The sequence below is a fragment of the Microbaculum marinisediminis genome (genome assembly GCF_025397915.1).
Taxonomy (GTDB): Bacteria; Pseudomonadota; Alphaproteobacteria; order Rhizobiales; family Tepidamorphaceae; genus Microbaculum; species Microbaculum marinisediminis.
In genome coordinates, this window is the sequence record NZ_JALIDZ010000003.1 from 356,476 (window position 1) to 373,643 (window position 17,168).

Here is a 17,168-nt window from a genome sequence, read left to right on the forward strand (position 1 = left end):
CCTCAGACGAGCGCGGCCTCCAGCGCGGCGAAGAACCGCTCGACATCCTCGTCGTCGTTGTAGAGATGCGGCGTGACGCGGATCGAATCGCCGCGCACGCTCACATAGACGTTCCTGTCCTTCAGCGTGTCCAGCAGCGTCGCCGGAATTCCGCCGACGTGGCGCAGCCCGAGGAAATGCGGGGCGCGAAACTCCTCCGGCGGCGCGGAGAACCCGAGCCCGGCGGCGCGCTCGACGATATCGCGGTTGCGATGCCCGAGGGTGCGGGCGATGCGGTCCACGCCCCAGTCCAGTATCTGAGAGAGCGCGGCGGTCGCCATCGGCATCAGATGGAAATTGGAGCGCTCGCCCATGTCGTAGCGCCGGGCGCCGGGTTCGTAGTCGTCCTGATAGTCGACGAGGCGGGCGAAATCCCGCGAACCGGCGCGGGTGATCCAGCCTTCCTCCAGCGGCCGTCCGGACTGACGGTGCGGAGCGGCGTAGAGAAAGCCGAGCGAATAGGGGCCGAGCAGCCATTTGTAGGTGGCGGCGACGGCGAAATCCGGCTGCACGGCGGAGACATCGAACGGCATCACGCCGGCCGACTGTGTGAGATCGAGCACCAGGGCCGCGCCGTGGCGCCGGGCCGCTTCGCCGACCGCCTCGAGGTCGATCAACGACCCGTCGGTCCACAGGCAGTTGGGCGCGGCGACGACCGCGGTGTCGTCGTCGATCGCCGAGACGAGTGCGGACGTCCAGTCTGTCGCGCCATTGGCGCCGCTCGCCTCGGACCGGGTGACGGTGCGCACCCGGCCGCCGCTCTCCGCCGCCTTGCGCCGCCAGGCGTAGACGTTGGAGGGGAACTGGTCCTCGAGCAGGACGATGCTCTGGCCCGCCGACACGGGCGTGTTGGCGGCGGCGACCGAGATCCCGTAGGAGGCGGACGGCACGATCGCGACGGCCTCGGCGGGCGCGTTGACGAGGCGACCGAACAGGGCGCGGGTGGCCTCGGGCTCGGAAAAGAAATCCGGCGGCGACAGCGACCAGGGATGCGCCTTGCGGCGAATGCCTTCCTCTCCGGCGGCAACGGCCGGGGTCATCAGCGGCGACATGTAGGCGCAGTTCATCCACACGATCTCGCGCGGGATGTCGAACAGGTGGCGCTGGCTGCCGAGGTGATCCGTCTTGGTCATCGTCAGGCTCCGAGGTCCGTGCCCCGCTCTAGCGCGATTGCGAAACGAGGTGAAGCTGAAATCCGGGACACGAAATAAAACCGCCGTTCGCGAGCGCCATTGGTTAATCAACGTAGTTAAAAAGCTTGGTTAAACCGCTCTTAACCAATGTTCCCCATAGTCACCATGGAGTCGATTCACTGGCGCGGCGCATTTGGCTGCCGGTCGCAGCGATGGGGAAGTAAAGGTTATGAACGGAAGTCTGAGAACCATTCTCGCGGCCTCGATCGCCGCCATGGCGATGACGGGGGTCGCGCGTGCCGCCGACGTGCCGATCGTGCCCTATGTCGAACCGGTGCCGGTCGGCGGATGGTATCTGCGCGGCTATATCGGCATGAGCAACCAGCAGCTCGGCAAGCTCGACAACGTGCTGTTCACGCCAGGCACGGTCGAATTCCTCGATTCGGGCGGATTCGATGCCGCGCCGATCTACGGCATCGGCGTCGGCTATGAGTTCAACGAATGGTTCCGCGCCGACCTCACGGGTGAATATCGCGGCAAGGCCAGCTTCACGGCGCTCGACCGGTATGACTTCAACGGCGACAATATCTGGGACGGCAGCAACGACTACAGCGCCAACAAATACGAATGGCTGCTGATGGCGAACGCCTATGTCGATCTCGGCACCTGGTGGGGCATCACGCCCTATGTCGGCGGCGGTATCGGCGCATCGCGCAACACCATCAGCAACTTCCAGGACATCAACACGCCCAACGGCGGCGTCGCCTATGCGCCGTCGGCGTCCAAGTGGAACTTCGCCTGGGCGCTTCATGCCGGCGCGGGCTGGGAAGTGACGCAGAACGTCACCGTGGATCTCGGCTATCGCTACGTCGATCTCGGGGACGGCGAGACCGGCGACATCGTCGGCTACAACGGCCTCAACACCGTCAACAATCCGATGATCTTCGACAGCCTGACGTCGCATGACGTCCATCTGGGCGTGCGCTACGCCTTCCAGTAGGGCGCCCCGCAAGGGCGGACTACCGTCAGGCTGATCTCAAGCAGTCATCAAGGGCGGCGAACCGGTGGTTCGCCGTCCTTTCTCGTTCTGCCGGGATGGTCGCCTGGCGCGGCGCGGTCGCGACGGGAGCGAAGTCGTCGCGGCGCCGGTGCGTGTAAAATTAAGAGTTCGGTAAGAATTCAGCGTCCTAACAAACGTAGTTAAGGAACGTGGTTAAGCCCGTCTTAACGATTTTGCCGGCATAGTACATCTCGAACGTAACCGCGCGGTCACCGGCGTCTTCGGTTCGCGCAACGATTTACGGAGTCAGGCCATGGGCAGCCTCAAGAAATTCATCGCGGCAGCAGGGGTCACGGTGGCCCTGAGCGCGGGCGGCGCGCACGCCGCGGACTATTCGGACGCCTTCCTGGAGCCGATCCTGCCGGTCGAGATCGGCTCGACGTGGTATCTGCGCGGCGACATCGGCTACAAGGTCTACAGCTCGCCGGACGCCACCTACACCCTGATTCCCGGCAACTTCGTCTTTCAGGCTGTCGACGAATCGATCGACAACGCCTTCCTGATCGGCGGCGGTGTCGGCTACCAATTCAATCCGTGGTTCCGCTCAGACATCACGGTCGATTACGAGGCTCCGGCGGACTTCACCGGCCGCGTCCCGTGTCCGTTCGTTACGTGCGGATCGGCCTTTTCGAACGCCACCGGTCGTATCTCGGCGTGGACCATTCTGGCGAACGCCTATATCGACCTCGGCACCTGGGGCGGCCTGACGCCCTATGTCGGCGGCGGCATCGGTACTGCGAACGTTCGCCTCAAGGACTACCGTCACACCAATCCGCCGCTCAACCCGGCGGGCCTCCAGTCGATCGGTTCGAACGCCAGCACCTGGAACTTCGCCTGGTCGCTCACGGCCGGCGCCAGCTACGCGGTGACCGAGAACTGGCTGGTCGACATGAACTATCGCTACGTGTCGCTGGGCGACGTGGATACCAATGACCAGTGGGGCGACCACATCGAGGTCACGGACATCGCCGCTCACGAATTCCGCATCGGCGCGCGGTTCCTGATCGACTGACCGACGACACGCCGGGATAGCCCAAGGGCGATCCCGCAAAGATCTCCAATACTGCGGCGGGCCGAGTCCCGCCGCTTTCCGTTGCGCCTCTCAGTACCTCCGCGCTTTGTGTCGCAGGCCGACAACCGGCTGTCGCATTCATTTCATTTGACAGCCGGCGCGATCGGGACTACCCCCATCCGTGGGACACCCCTCCCCAACGAGGGGCACCTATCTGGAAGGGTAGAGGCACATGACCACGACCACGAAACCGGCCACGCGGCCGGAGAATCCCAATTTTTCCTCTGGACCTTGCGCCAAGCGGCCGAACTGGTCGCCGGAAGCGCTTTCCGACGCGCTCGTCGGCCGTTCGCACCGGTCCAAACCGGGCAAGGAGCGGCTCGCCCGCGCCATCGACCTGACCCGCGAAATCCTCGGCATTCCCGCCGACCACCGCATCGGCATCGTGCCGGCGTCGGATACCGGCGCCGTCGAGATGGCGCTGTGGTCGATGCTCGGCGCCCGCGGCGTCGAGATGCTCGCCTGGGAAAGCTTCGGCGAGGGCTGGGTGACCGATGTCGTCAAGCAGCTCAAGCTCAACGACGCAAAGATCACCAAGGCGGGCTACGGCGAGCTGCCGGATCTGTCGGCCGTCGATTTCTCCCGCGACGTGGTGTTCACCTGGAACGGCACGACCTCCGGCGTGCGCGTGCCGGGCGCCGACTGGATTCCCGCCGACCGCGAGGGCCTGACCATCTGCGACGCGACGTCGGCGGTGTTCGCCCAGCGTCTTGACTGGGACAAGCTCGACGTCGTCACCTACTCCTGGCAGAAGGTGCTCGGCGGCGAGGCGGCGCACGGCATGCTGATCCTCAGCCCGCGCGCGGTCGAGCGCCTGGAGACGTACACCCCGACCTGGCCGCTGCCGAAGATCTTCCGGATGACCAAGTCCGGCAAGCTCAACGAGGGCATCTTCAAGGGCGAGACCATCAACACGCCGTCGATGCTCTGCGTCGAGGATTATATCGACGCGCTCGAGTGGGCGCGCTCCGTCGGCGGTCTCGACGGCCTGGTCGCGCGCGCCGATGCGAATACGGCGGCGATCGCGGACTGGGTCGAGACGACCCCGTGGATCGACTTCCTGGCAGCGGCGCCGGAGCTCCGGTCGAACACCTCGGTATGCCTGTCGTTCACCGATCCCGACATCGCCGCCAGGCCGGTCGAGGATCAGGCCGCCTTCGCCAAGTCGGTGGCCGCGATGCTCGACAAGGAAGGCGTCGCCTACGACATCGCCTACTACCGCGATGCGCCTCCTGGTCTGCGGATCTGGTGCGGTGCGACGATCGAGGCCTCCGACGTCCAGGCGCTGACGCCCTGGCTCGAGTGGGCCTACGCGAGCGCCAAGGCCGAGCTCGCCCGCGCGGCCTGATTGCCGCGCGCGACGGACGACATCATTGCCGGGCCCGGCCTGGCAATCTCCTCCCGAATTCCCCTCCGCGCGATGCCCGGCCGGGCCCGGCATGACGTGGAGCTGGCTCAGAGACAAGGACCAGACACCATGGCACCTCGCGTACTCATTTCCGACAAGCTGTCGACCGCGGCGGTTCAGATCTTCAAGGACCGCGGCATCGAGGTCGACTACGAGCCCGATCTCGGCGCCGACAAGGAAGCCTTCGCCGCGCGGATCGGCGACTATGACGGGCTGGCCGTGCGCTCGGCGTCGAAGGTGACCGAAAAGGTCATCGCCGGCGCGGACAAGCTGAAGGTGATCGGGCGCGCCGGCATCGGCGTCGACAACATCGACGTGCCCGCCGCCACCAAGCGCGGCGTCATCGTCATGAACACGCCATTCGGCAACTCGATCACCACGGCCGAGCACGCGATCGCGCTGATGCTGTCGCTGGCCCGCCAGATCCCGGCGGCCGACGTCTCGACGCAGGCCGGCAAGTGGGAGAAGAACCGCTTCATGGGTGTCGAAGTGACGGCCAAGGTGCTCGGCGTCATCGGTTGCGGCAATATCGGTTCGATCGCCGCGGACCGGGCGCAGGGCCTGCGGATGAAGGTCATCGCCTACGATCCGTTCCTGTCGGAAGAGCGGGCGACGGATCTCGGCGTCGAGAAGGTCGATCTCGACGAGCTCCTGCGCCGGGCCGACTTCATCACGCTGCACGTGCCGCTGACCGACAAGACCCGCAACATCCTGTCGCGCGAGGCGCTGGCCAAGACCAAGAAGGGCGTGCGCATCGTCAACTGCGCGCGCGGCGGGCTTGTCGACGAGGAGGCGCTGCGCGAGGCGCTCGACTCCGGCCACGTCGCCGGTGCGGCCTTCGACGTGTTCGCGGTGGAGCCGGCCAAGGAGAACGTCCTGTTCGGCGCGCCGAACGTCATCTGCACGCCGCATCTGGGCGCCGCCACGACCGAGGCGCAGGAGAACGTCGCCTTGCAGGTGGCCGAGCAGATGTCCGACTACCTGCTCACCGGCGCCGTCACCAACGCGCTCAACATGCCCTCGATCAGCGCCGAGGAAGCGCCGCGGCTGAAGCCGTTCGTGTCGCTTGCCGAGCAGCTCGGTTCGTTTGCCGGCCAGCTCACCGAGACGGGCATCAAGGGCCTGCGCCTGGAATATGCCGGCGATGTCGCCGAGATGAACACGAAGGCGCTGAGCTCGGCGGCGATCGCCGGCGTGCTGCGGCCGCTGCTGGAGGACGTCAACATGGTGTCGGCGCCGGCGGTTGCGCGTGAGCGCGGCATCCAGATCGAGGAGGTGCGCCGGGAGCAGCAGGGCGCCTATGAGAACTACGTGCGCCTCACCGTGCAGACCGAGCGGCAGGAACGGTCGGTCGCCGGCACGGTATTTTCCGACGGACGGCCGCGCCTGATCCAGATCAAGGGCATCAACATGGAGGCGGAGCTCGCCCCGCATATGCTCTACATCACCAACGAGGACACGCCGGGCTTCATCGGTGCGCTCGGTATGGTGCTGGGCAATTCCGGCGTCAACATCGCCACCTTCAACCTCGGACGCCAGACCCGCGGCGGCGATGCAATCGCTCTTGTCGAGATCGACGAGCCGCTGGCATCGGACGTCCTGGAAGCCGTCGAAAAGCTGCCTCACGTCAAGCAGGCGAAGGCTCTGGCCTTCTAGCGGGTGGCACTACGGGCGCTGCCGGAAACGGCAGTCGCCCCATCGTCTCGTCCGGCGGCCGTGCGCCGCCGGATGTCTGTTGCACGCCGCGCCGCGACAAGCCGCTCGCCGGCGTGGATGGTCGCCTATCGAGAGCGGCGGCTTAGCCGCCCGCAACCAGCCGCTTCAGCTTGCCCAGCGCGATATCGTCGGCCTCGCCATAGGCGATGGTGCCGGCGAATTTGCCGCCCGCATCCATCAGGTAGACGTTCGCGGTGTGGTCCATCACGTACTCGCCGTCTTCCTGCTCGACCTTGCGTCGATAGACCTTGAACTCCTTGACGATCTGGGAGACCTGCTCGGGCGTGCCGCTCAGGCCGGTGATGCGATCGCCGAAGGCCGACAGGTAGTTGTTCATCAGCTCCGGCGTGTCGCGCTCCGGATCGACGGTGACGAAGGCGACGTTGAGCTTGTCGGCGTCGGGGCCGAGTTCGTCCAGCCAGGTCGACATCTCGTAGAGCGTCGTCGGGCACACGTCCGGGCAATGGGTGAACCCGAAGAAGAAGGCGGACGGCTTGCCCAGGAAGTCCTTCTCGGTCACCGGCTTGCCGGTATGGTCGACGAGCTGGAACGGGCCGCCGATGTCGGCGATGCCCGTTCCCTGGCCCGGTTTGCCGAGCACGGCGTCGCGAATATCGTCGCTGACCAGCACCGCCATGGTGGTGCCGGCGACGAGTACGACCAGGATCCAGGCGATCCAGCGAATTGCGCGCATCGGCTTTTCCGTCCTTTATTGCAGTTGGTTGGTGTGGGTCAGTCGTGCTTCATCGGGGCCATCTTGCCCCCGACCGGCCCGACCGTGAATGCGATCGGCACCTCGCCGGCGTTCTGGAAGACGAGCGTGCCTTCGATCGTCTCGCCTTCCTTGAAGCCGTCGGTGACGCCCATGAACATGACGTGATAGCTGCCGGGCTTCAACTCGACCGAGCCGCCCGCAGGGACCTCGAGGCCGGCTTCCAGCTCGCGCATCTTCATGACGCCTTCGGCCATGGTCATCTCGTGGATCTCGCCGCGATCGGCGCGCGGCGTCTTCAGGGCGACCAGCGTGTCGGCGGCGTCTCCGGAATTGGTGATGACCATGAAGCCGCCGCCGACCTTGGCGCCGGGGGGCATGGCACGGGTCCACGGGTTCTCGATGGTGAGCGAGCCTGAGGTGTAGTCGCCCGCGACAGCGGGAGCGGCAAACAGGGAAAGAGCAAGGCAGGTTGCTGCGATGATACGCATGGTGGTCTCCTGACACGGTGCGGCGGAACACGTTCCACCACGGATTTCAACTTGATCAATCCGGGCGCGGGGCCCGGCATTCCGGTCAAGCGGGGCGTGCAGGAGGGGCGCGGATGCTCGGTGTGGCGTCGGCTGTCGACGCATCGGCGCCGGCGCCGAGAGGCGGCCAGGCGACGGTATGGATCGCGATGAACCGGGCCGGTTGGGATACCGTGGCCGGGCCGATGGCGGTCTTCGAGACCGCGTGAATGCAGCCGGACTTGCAGCAGTCGTTGACGTCGTGACGTGCGCGGCCCTCATCACCGCCGACACGGACGAACCCGTCGGCGGTGCAGATGACGAGGGTGCCGTCGGTCAGTCGCAGGCCGGCCGGGGCGCCGTGAAGTCCGGTACCGGAGAGGACATAGGGCAGCAATGCAGCCAGGATCGCCAGCACCGCGAAGGGCCGGCGTTCCAGAATCAGGCTGCGGATGACGCCTTGGAACCTCATGACGGTGGCACTCTAGCGCGGTTCTCCGCGAAGTCCTTGCGACACAGGCGCGCGGATGGCGCGATGGTTAAGGGCGCTCACGGCATAGGGATCGGCTGGCCGCGGGCAGGCGTATCGTAGCCCTTCTGCACGGCGGGCCGTTCGGCGATGCGCAGGTACCAGTCCCTGACGTTCGGAAACGCGTTGATGTCGATGCCCTGCCACGCGAACCGCGAGGCCCAGGGCCAGGTGGCGATATCGGCTATGGAGTATTCGCCGACGATGAAGTCCTTGCCCTGAAGCTGCTTGTCGAGCACGCCATAAAGCCGGGACGCCTCCTTGGCGTAGCGTTCCTCGGCATACTCGGCCTTGCCCGGGTTGAAGTGCAGAAAGTGGTGGGCCTGGCCGAGCATCGGCCCGAACCCGCCCATCTGCCACATCAGCCACTCGACCGTGCGCCAGTAGCCGACCTCGCCGGAGGGAACGAGCTTGCCGGTCTTCCCGGCGAGATAGAGCAGGATCGCGCCGGATTCCATCAGCGACAGGCCGTCGTTGTCGTTGTCGACGATCGCCGGGATCTTGTTGTTGGGGCTGATCTTCAGGAACGCGGGAGCGAACTGCTGGTCCTTGGTGATGTCGATCTCGTGGACCCTGTAGGGCAGGCCGAGCTCTTCCAGAGCGATCGAAACCTTGCGGCCGTTCGGCGTGGACCAGGTGTAGAGGTCGATCACGGCGTTCTCCTTGAGGTGGGACGATCAGGGAAACGCTACTCTACATGGGGGGCCGCGGATTTGAAGGCTGTCTCGGGACAAGCTGATGTGTCGGCTCGGCCGGGAGCGGCGGGCGCGCCGTGCCACACGCCCGAGATGTCCGGGTCAGGCCCGACAACGACGTCGAGGGGAAGACAGTTTGTGCGCGTCATGCCCGGGCCAGGCCCGGGCATGACGGTCGACGGGGCCTCGGCCCGTATCTCAGTTCAGCTCCACCGCGTAGGTCTCGACCGGGACGATCTCCTCGATCAGGCCGCGGTCCTTCATGAACGCGGCGAAGCGCGCGTAACGGCCGGTATCGAGCGCGGCAGGGCGCTTGGCGAACCGGGGCAGGGTGTCGAACCAGGCGCGCTCGTTGAGCTCGTCCTCCAGTTCGGGGTGCTTCGCCACGAATAGGTCCCAGCCTTCCTCGGGGTGGTTGGTCAGCCAGATCGTCGCCAGCTCGACCGCCGTGACGAAACGCGAGAGCCGGTCATCGTCCAGCGCGTCGTTGCGGGCGATGAAGACCAGCTCGTCGTAGACCGGGACGCCGTTCTCCTCCGGATAGAAGGCGCGCCCGGGACGCTCCTCGATCTCCATTTGGTTCAGCTCGAAATTGCGGAAGGCGCCGATCACGGCGTCGACCTGACCGGCGAACAGCGAGGGCGACAGCGAGAAGTTGACGTTGACGAGCTTGACGTCGTCGAGCGTCAGTCCCGCCGTCTCCAGCATCGCGCCGAGCAGGGCGTCCTCGAAGCCGCCGACCGAGAAGCCGACGGTCTTGTCCTTGAGGTCGGCGATGCCGGCGATCGGTCCGTCTTCCAGCACGACCAGCGAATTGAGCGGCGTCTCGACCAGCGTGCCGATTCGGCTGAGCGGCAGGCCCTCCTTCACCTGCATGTGCAGGTTGGGCTGATAGGACACGGCGATGTCGGCCTGGCCGCTGGCGACGAGGCGCGGCGGTGCGCTGGGGTCGGCCGGCGGCACCAGCTCGACGTCGAGGCCCTGGTCGGCGAAGTAGCCCTTCTCCGCGGCGACGATCAGCGGGGCGTGGTCGGGATTGACGAACCAGTCGAGCAGCACGGTGAGCTTGTCGGCGGCGGAGGCGCCAAGCGGGGCGAGGCCGGCGAGCAGGGTGAGGGCAAAAAGCAGGGAACGCATAGTGTTGTTGGCTCCGTTGGTGTGATCAGGTTTCGCTTTCCGCGATCCACGGCACCATGCGCCTGGCGAGCGCATCGACGAGGGCGCGTATGAGGAGCGCCATCAGGCCGAGGAGGAAGAGAGCGGCGAACAGCATGTCGGTCTGCATGCGGGCATTGGCCTGCAGCATGACGAATCCAAGGCCGGCGGAGGCGCCGACCCACTCGCCGACCACCGCGCCGATCGGGGCGACGGCGGCGGCGACGCGCAGGCCGGAGGCAAGGCCGGGCAGGGCGGAGGGCAGGCGGATCAGCCGCAGCGTGTCGAAACGGCTGGCGCCGCTGATTGCGGCGAGATCGAGCAGGCCCGGATCGGTGCGCCGCAAGCCGTCGAGGAAGGCCGAGGCGACTGGGAAGAATATGATCAGCGTCGCCATGACGATCTTCGAGGCGAGGCCGAAGCCGAGCCAGATGACGAGCAGCGGCGCGATGGCGAAGACCGGCAGGGCCTGGCTCGCCACCATCACCGGCAGCAGCACCCGTCCGGCGGCCGGGAACAGGCTGGCGGCGAGCGCGGTGGCAACGCCCAGCCCGGCGCCGACGATGAGGCCGATCACGATTTCGATCGCCGTCACCGCCGCGTTGCGGGCAAGAAATTCGGGCTGGGCCATCAGCTGTGCCGCGATCCGGGTCGGCGGCGGCAGGATGTAGCCGGGTACGGCGAATGCCGTCACCAAGGCCTGCCAGACCCCCAGGATCAGCGCGGCAATGACGACCGCCCGCAGGAGGCGCGTCATCGGATCAGCCCGGCAGGGGTGGGGCCGGCGGCGGGTGGTGAAAGGTCTTACGCATCATGGATCTCCTCTCGCGTGACACAGGGAGATCCGGGGAATTCGGGCTCAGGGGAAGCAGGTTCCAGTCCCTTCGCCGGTATGACCCGGATCAGGTTCGAAGGGTTCGGTCGGACCACCCTTGCGGGCGGAGGGACCATCTCAGCTCCTTTCGGAGCACCCCTCGGAACAGCACGGAACATGGCGCAGAGTCGCGGCCAAGGCAAGCCGCCGCCGCGAAAATGCGTTTTCCGCAGTGACCGTCCGGTCTACTGCGCGCCCCACGTCGAGAAGGCTTCCTGGAATATCGCCTTGCCGGACTCGCCCTTGGCCAGCGACAGTACCGCGCGGCCGCCATCCTTGTAGCTGACCGGGATGTCGATGAAGTCGCGCGCGGTGATTTCCTGGACGTTTCGTTCCTGGTCGATCTCCGTCTGCGACAGGCCGATGAGGAAGTAGTTGTCCATCACCGGCACCACGGCACCGACGAGCGGCTGGCCGGTGGAGCGCGGCGTCGCCTTCATGATCAGTCCCGGGATCGAGGCGATGCCGTCATGCGTGAAGCCGGGGCCGGTCTGGAAGACGAGCTCGATGAGATGGCTTGCCGGCAGCGCCTGGTCCTTGTTGCGCCGGACGGTGACGGTGACCTTGAGGTCCCGCTCCGGGACGCTGACATCGCCGCGGATGACCTTTTCGGCGCCGCCGACCGCCTCCGTGTCGTCGACGAGCTTCCAGTCCACCGAGCCGCCGAGCGTGCTTGCCGGTGACACGCCGCCGGCGCTTTCCTCGATCAGCAGGGCCTGGGCGACGCGCTCTCCTTCGGCATCGGCCGACGGTGGTTGCTGAACGGGCGCCTGCGGCGCCGCGGTCGGCTGACCAGCGCCGGGTTCGGTTGCCGGCTCCCCGGGGCCGGGCACCCGGTCGGCGATCTTGCCGTTGCCCGCGGTGTCGGTCGTCTCCTGCGAACCGCTCAGCGAGGTGATCATGGTCGTCAGCGCCTCGCGCTGCCAGAAGCCGACACCGACGATGCCGACGATGACCAGCAGCAGGATGCCCCAGGCGACAAAGCGTCCGGAGCCGCCGCGCTCGATGTCATCGTCCTCGTCGTAGAGGTCGGCGGCGGGCGGCGCCTGCCGTCCCGAAGTTGGCGGCGGCGGTGCTTGATGGCCCGCGGCCGGCTGGCGCGCGGGGCCTCCGGCCTGGGCCGGTGCGGGGGCCTGAGCCGGCGCTGCGGCTGGAGCAGGAGCTGGTGTGGGAGCCGGAGCCGGAGCTGGGGCCCGGGCCGGTGCCTGGGCGGCTGCCGGGGATGAGGCCGGCGGCGTTGCAGGTTTCTGCGCTGCAGGTTTCGGGGCCTCCGGCTGCCCGGCGGGGCGGCGCGGGGCAGAAGGCGGGGGCGGGGCGCCCAGAGACGGTTCACGCCTCTCGGGCGGCGCCATGCCGGACGGGCCGGCACCACGACGGGTGTCTTCGTCCTGGCCGTCCCCGTCGATGCGGTCGAGGGTCTCGCGTGCCTCGCGGGCCGCCGTTGACGCGGCGCCGCCTAGGGTGCCGGATTCGGACACGGCGGACTGGAACGCCTCGTGGGCTTCCAGCGGCTTCGGCTGGGGCGCGAACTCGGTCTCCAGCTCTCCGACCGCCGTGTCAAGGCTATCGATCTGGCGGGCGATGTCGTCCGGCCCGAGCGGCGGGTCGATCGCCTCGAGCTGCGCACGCAGAGCCGCGCGTGCCTTGTCGTATATCGCGTGCCGCGCGGCTTCGGTGTTGTTCTCGAGGTTAGCGACGGCGCGCCTGAGTACGGAAACGAAATCTGCCATGATCTGAGCTGTGTTACTCTAGTGGTATCTACGCTTAATCCTGAAACGGATCGTGGACAAGAATAGTGTCTTCGCGGCGCGGGCTCGTCGACAGTAGGGCGACGGGCGCTCCGATCAGTTCCTCGATGCGCCGCACGTACTTGACCGCCTGAGCGGGCAGATCGGCCCAGGACCGCGCGCCTTCGGTGCTTTCGGCCCATCCTTCGAACGTTTCGTAGACCGGCTCGACCGAGGCCTGGGCGTCGCGGGAGGCGGGAAGATGGTCCGTCCGTGCCCCGTCGAGGCGGTACTCGGTGCAGATCTTGAGTTCGTCGAAACCGTCGAGAACGTCGAGCTTGGTCAAGGCGATGCCGTCGATGCCGCCGGTGCGAATCGCCTGGCGCACCAACACCGCGTCGAACCAGCCGCAGCGGCGCTTGCGCCCCGTCACGGTGCCGAATTCGCGGCCGCGCTCGCCCAGCCGGTTGCCGTCGTCGCCCAGATCCTCGGTCGGGAACGGCCCGCCGCCGACGCGCGTCGTGTAGGCCTTGGTGATGCCGAGCACGTATCCGAGCCCGCCAGGTCCCGTGCCGGAGCCGGTCGCCGCCTGCGCGGCGACGGTGTTGGAGGAGGTCACATAGGGATAGGTGCCGTGATCGATGTCGAGAAGCGTACCCTGAGCGCCCTCGTAGAGGATGCGCCGGCCGCGGCGGCGTTCGCCGTCGAGCAGGGACCATACCGAGCAGGCGTAGGGCTGGATCTTCGGCGCAACCGCGCGCAGCTCCGCCTCGAGCGCGGCCGCGTCGACTTCCGGGTGGCCGAGGCCGCGGCGCAAGGCGTTGTGATGGACCAGGAGCCGCTCGATCTTGTCGGCGAGGCTGTCCGATTCGGCGAGATCGCAGACGCGGATCGCGCGGCGCCCCACCTTGTCCTCGTAGGCCGGGCCGATGCCGCGCTTGGTGGTGCCGATCTGGGCGGTGCCGGCGGCCTCCTCGCGAAACGCGTCGAGTTCGCGGTGCAGCGGCAGGATCAGCGTGGCGTTGTCGGCGATCCGCAGGTTGTCCGCGGTTATCGAGACGCCCTGCTCGTTCAGCCGGCCGATCTCTTCGGCGAGCGCCCACGGGTCGATCACGACGCCGTTGCCGATCACCGACAGCTTGCCCGGCCGGACGATGCCGGACGGCAGCAGGCTCAGCTTGTAGGTCTGGTTGTCGACCACCAGGGTGTGACCGGCGTTATGCCCGCCCTGGAAGCGCACGACGACGTCGGCGCGCTCGGACAACCAGTCGACAACCTTGCCTTTTCCCTCGTCGCCCCACTGCGAGCCGACGACCACAACATTCGCCATAGCGTTCCGATTTCCCTTCCGATCGCCCTGCCGGCTCGGCCGAGGGCGCGAGACTATACCGGCAACCGCGTGCCGACGCGACCGTTGCCGAAACCTTTACAGACAAGCCTATAGCCGGTAGCGAAGTTGGTTTCCAACCGTCCCTAGCGTAAATATGCCGTCCTATATCGCCCGAATTGGCCAGTGGCTTTACGGCCAGGCCTATCTGCTTCTGACGCTGACCACCCTTTTCTGGGCGGGAAACGTGATCCTCGGGCGTTATGTGGCCGGGCATGTGCCCCCCGTCGCCCTGGCGTCGGTGCGATGGGGCGGCGGTTTCCTGATCCTGCTGCCGTTCGCCTGGCCACACCTGAAACGCGACTGGCCGGTGATCCGCCGCCACATGCCGATGATTCTGCTCCTCTCCTTCGCCGGCATCACGTCCTACAACACCATGGTTTATTTCGGGCTGCAGTACACCGGCGCACTGACGGGCGTGCTGTTGCAGTCCTCGCAGCCGCTGATCATCGCACTGGCCAGCTTCGTTCTGTTCTCCGAGCGTCTGACGATCCGGCAGGCCATCGGCATCTTCGTCTCGCTGTGCGGCGTCGTCGTCATCATCAGCCAGGGCGATATTTCCCGGCTTCTCTCGATCCAATTCAATTTCGGCGATATCCTGATCCTGGCCGCCGTCGTGCTCTACGGCCTTTATTCGGCCCTCCTGCGCAAGCGTCCGCCGATTCACTGGATCAGCTTCCTGGCGGTGACGTTCCTGTTCGGCGACATCCTGCTCAGCCCGATGCTCATCTGGGAGATCTCCACCGGCTACGTGCTGAAGTTCGACGCGCTGACGGTGGCGGCCTGCCTCTATGTCGTGATCTTCCCCTCGATCATCGCCTACGCCTTCTTCAACCGCGGGGTGGAACTGATCGGCGCCAACCGCGCCGGACCGTTCTTTCATCTGATGCCGCTTTTCGGCGCGCTGATGGCGGTGGCGTTCCTCGGCGAGCAGTTCAGGCTTTTCCATGCGGTCGGCATGGCGACGATTCTGGTCGGCGTCGCGCTCGCGACGGCCCCGCCCCGGGACAGAAAAAGCCAAACGTCATAGAAATTTTATTTGCGCAGTAGAGGCGAAGCACATACATACGCGCTCGCCCAATATTCGCACGTGCCTGTGGTCGCCGGGCTACCCCCCGGAAACTTCCTGCGGGTGGCGACTTAAAGCAACGACGGTGCGGGCTTTTTTGGTCTCTGCCGGCTCCTCCAAAAGCCGGGGTTACTGAAGAGGCACACCATCCTTGCCCGACGTGCGGTTCGGCACTCCCGATCCAATCAAAGGCAACCAGGTTCCGGACGTGGAATCGGTTTGACGATCGCGTTCGCGCATCCGGAGCACAGTAGTCGGCGTTCACGCTGACGGCTTCCGCGTCTCCAAAGCGCGGGTGCCGAAGGCGTGGGCACCGGTGGTTTGAACCTTTGAGATTGGGAGCCAAACCCGATGACCACCGACCGTATTCGCTCATTCCTCGCCGAGCGACGCCCCGAAGGCCCCTGCCTCGTCGTCGACCTCGATGTCGTGCGCGAGAACTACAACGCCTTCACCCGGGCGCTGCCGGACAGCCGCATCTTCTACGCGGTCAAGGCCAATCCGGCTCCGGAGATCCTGAGCTTGCTCGCCGAGCTCGGCTCGTCGTTCGACACCGCCTCGCTCACCGAGATCGAGCTGGCGCTAGCCGCCGGCGCGGCGGCCGACCGAATCTCCTACGGCAACACGATCAAGAAGGAGCGCGACATCGCGCGCGCCTACGAGCTCGGCGTGCGCCTGTTCGCCGTCGACAGCTTCGAGGAGGTCGACAAGATCGCCCGCGCCGCGCCCGGTTCGCGAGTGTTCTGCCGTGTTCTGACCGACGGCGAGGGCGCCGAATGGCCGCTCAGCCGCAAGTTCGGCTGCGCGCCGGAGATGGCGATCGAGGTGCTCGAGCACGCTCACCGCTCGGGCGTGGTCGCCGCCGGCGTCTCGTTCCATGTCGGCTCGCAGCAGCGCGACACCGGAGCCTGGGAACGGGCTCTCGCCACCGCGGCGACTGTGTTCCGGACGCTTGCCGAACGCGGCATCACGCTGACGCTGGTCAATCTCGGCGGTGGCTTCCCGACCCGCTATCTCAGGGACGTGCCGACGGTCGCCAGCTATGGCGAGTCGATCTTCGACGCGCTCAGCCGCCATTTCGGCAACCGCCTGCCCGAGACGATCATCGAGCCGGGCCGCGGCATGGTCGGCGGCGCCGGCGTCATCAAGACCGAGGTCGTGTTGATCGCGCGCAAGAGCGCCGAGGATCCGGTGCGCTGGGTGTATCTCGACATCGGCAAGTTCGGCGGTCTCGCCGAGACGATGGACGAGGCGATCCGCTATCCGATCCGCACGCAGCGCGACGGCGGCGAGGTCGCTCCCTGCATCCTTGCCGGCCCGACCTGCGACTCCGCCGACGTGCTCTACGAGCGCGAGCCCTATCCGCTGCCGACGGGGCTGGAGATCGGCGACGAGATCCTCATCGAGGCCACCGGCGCCTATACGACGACCTATGCGTCCGTCGCCTTCAACGGCTTCGCGCCGCTGCAAGCCTACGTGATCTGAGGAGGGAACGATGATCACGGTCGTTTCCGAAAGGCCGGAGGACGCGCCGGCCATCGAGACCCTGCTGGACGACGCCTTCGGCGCCCGGCGGCACACGAAGACGGCTGAGCGCTTGCGGGAAGGCAAGGGGCCGGCCGAGGGGCTGTCGCTCGTCGCGATGGAGCGTCGGCGGCTCGTCGGCACGATCCGGCTGTGGCACGTGGAGGCGGGCAATGTTCCCGCGCTCCTGCTCGGGCCGGTGGCGGTGCATCCGGACTGGCGCAACCGGGGCATCGGCGCCGCGCTGGTGGAAACCAGCCTGAAGCGCGCCCATGCCGACGGCCACGGTGCCGTCATCCTTGTAGGCGATGCTCCCTACTACGGCCGCTTCGACTTCCGTCGCGACCTGACGCTCGATCTGTCGCTGCCGGGCCCGGTCGATCCCGACCGCTTCCTCGGCCTCGAGTTGATGCCGGGCGCGCTCGCCGGGGCGAGGGGGCTCGTGCGCGGCACGGGCACACCCGTGGCGGCGACGCGGGCGACGCCGCTCGCCGACATGGACCGGGCGATCGCCGCCTATTCGTACTGACATCCGGGGACGAAAGCCCGGACCGCCCAA

At 66.9% G+C, this 17,168-nt stretch carries 16 protein-coding genes and 1 riboswitch; of the genes, 7 read left to right on the plus strand and 9 right to left on the minus strand.

The window, feature by feature from the left end; all coding sequences use genetic code 11:
- Positions 1-2 precede the first annotated feature (2 nt).
- On the minus strand, positions 3-1,172 hold the full coding sequence (locus tag MUB46_RS07775; protein WP_261615318.1) for an aminotransferase class V-fold PLP-dependent enzyme: 1,170 nt from the start codon (positions 1,170-1,172) through the stop codon (positions 3-5).
- A 229-nt stretch (positions 1,173-1,401) separates the two neighbouring features.
- Between MUB46_RS07775 and MUB46_RS07780 the strand changes: the two genes are divergently transcribed.
- The 4 genes from MUB46_RS07780 (at position 1,402) to serA (ending at position 6,368) form a co-directional block, all read left to right on the plus strand.
- Complete coding sequence (locus MUB46_RS07780; RefSeq protein WP_261615319.1) at positions 1,402-2,172, plus strand: outer membrane protein; 771 nt, start codon at positions 1,402-1,404, stop codon at positions 2,170-2,172.
- Positions 2,173-2,485: 313 nt separating this feature from the next.
- Positions 2,486-3,244: an outer membrane protein gene (locus MUB46_RS07785; RefSeq protein ID WP_261615320.1), complete on the plus strand. Its 759-nt coding sequence runs from the start codon at positions 2,486-2,488 to the stop codon at positions 3,242-3,244.
- Positions 3,245-3,476: 232 nt separating this feature from the next.
- On the plus strand, positions 3,477-4,652 hold the full coding sequence (locus MUB46_RS07790) for a phosphoserine transaminase (protein ID WP_261615321.1): 1,176 nt from the start codon (positions 3,477-3,479) through the stop codon (positions 4,650-4,652).
- 129 nt (positions 4,653-4,781) lie between these two features.
- A complete protein-coding gene (serA, locus tag MUB46_RS07795; protein ID WP_261615322.1) occupies positions 4,782-6,368 on the plus strand; it encodes a phosphoglycerate dehydrogenase in 1,587 nt (528 codons plus the stop codon).
- 142 nt (positions 6,369-6,510) lie between these two features.
- Here serA and MUB46_RS07800 read toward each other — a convergent pair whose 3' ends face one another.
- The 8 genes from MUB46_RS07800 to MUB46_RS07835 form a co-directional block, all read right to left on the minus strand.
- A complete protein-coding gene (locus MUB46_RS07800; RefSeq protein ID WP_261615323.1) occupies positions 6,511-7,122 on the minus strand; it encodes an SCO family protein in 612 nt (203 codons plus the stop codon).
- Positions 7,123-7,160: 38 nt separating this feature from the next.
- Entirely contained in the window at positions 7,161-7,631 is a 471-nt protein-coding gene (locus MUB46_RS07805) for a copper chaperone PCu(A)C (RefSeq protein ID WP_261615324.1), read from the minus strand.
- Positions 7,632-7,716: 85 nt separating this feature from the next.
- The gene (locus MUB46_RS07810; RefSeq protein ID WP_261615325.1) at positions 7,717-8,121 is read right to left on the minus strand and encodes a hypothetical protein; all 405 of its coding nucleotides are present in this window, start codon (positions 8,119-8,121) and stop codon (positions 7,717-7,719) included.
- Between the two features lie 77 nt (positions 8,122-8,198).
- On the minus strand, positions 8,199-8,831 hold the full coding sequence (locus MUB46_RS07815; RefSeq protein WP_261615326.1) for a glutathione S-transferase family protein: 633 nt from the start codon (positions 8,829-8,831) through the stop codon (positions 8,199-8,201).
- Positions 8,832-9,071: 240 nt separating this feature from the next.
- On the minus strand, positions 9,072-10,010 hold the full coding sequence (locus tag MUB46_RS07820) for an ABC transporter substrate-binding protein (RefSeq protein ID WP_261615327.1): 939 nt from the start codon (positions 10,008-10,010) through the stop codon (positions 9,072-9,074).
- Positions 10,011-10,035: 25 nt separating this feature from the next.
- The gene (locus tag MUB46_RS07825) at positions 10,036-10,785 is read right to left on the minus strand and encodes an ABC transporter permease (RefSeq protein WP_261615328.1); all 750 of its coding nucleotides are present in this window, start codon (positions 10,783-10,785) and stop codon (positions 10,036-10,038) included.
- A 104-nt stretch (positions 10,786-10,889) separates the two neighbouring features.
- Positions 10,890-11,013, minus strand: a riboswitch (TPP riboswitch).
- 74 nt (positions 11,014-11,087) lie between these two features.
- Complete coding sequence (locus tag MUB46_RS07830; protein WP_261615329.1) at positions 11,088-12,632, minus strand: hypothetical protein; 1,545 nt, start codon at positions 12,630-12,632, stop codon at positions 11,088-11,090.
- 34 nt (positions 12,633-12,666) lie between these two features.
- On the minus strand, positions 12,667-13,959 hold the full coding sequence (locus tag MUB46_RS07835) for an adenylosuccinate synthase (protein WP_261615330.1): 1,293 nt from the start codon (positions 13,957-13,959) through the stop codon (positions 12,667-12,669).
- 154 nt (positions 13,960-14,113) lie between these two features.
- Here MUB46_RS07835 and MUB46_RS07840 point away from each other — a divergent pair, with 154 nt between their 5' ends.
- From MUB46_RS07840 to MUB46_RS07850, 3 genes are all read left to right on the plus strand, one after another.
- Positions 14,114-15,046, plus strand: a complete 933-nt coding sequence (locus MUB46_RS07840; RefSeq protein WP_261615331.1) for a DMT family transporter — start codon at positions 14,114-14,116, stop codon at positions 15,044-15,046.
- 390 nt (positions 15,047-15,436) lie between these two features.
- A complete protein-coding gene (locus MUB46_RS07845; protein ID WP_261615332.1) occupies positions 15,437-16,570 on the plus strand; it encodes a type III PLP-dependent enzyme in 1,134 nt (377 codons plus the stop codon).
- Positions 16,571-16,580: 10 nt separating this feature from the next.
- Complete coding sequence (locus MUB46_RS07850) at positions 16,581-17,138, plus strand: GNAT family N-acetyltransferase (protein ID WP_261615333.1); 558 nt, start codon at positions 16,581-16,583, stop codon at positions 17,136-17,138.
- Positions 17,139-17,168 lie beyond the last annotated feature (30 nt).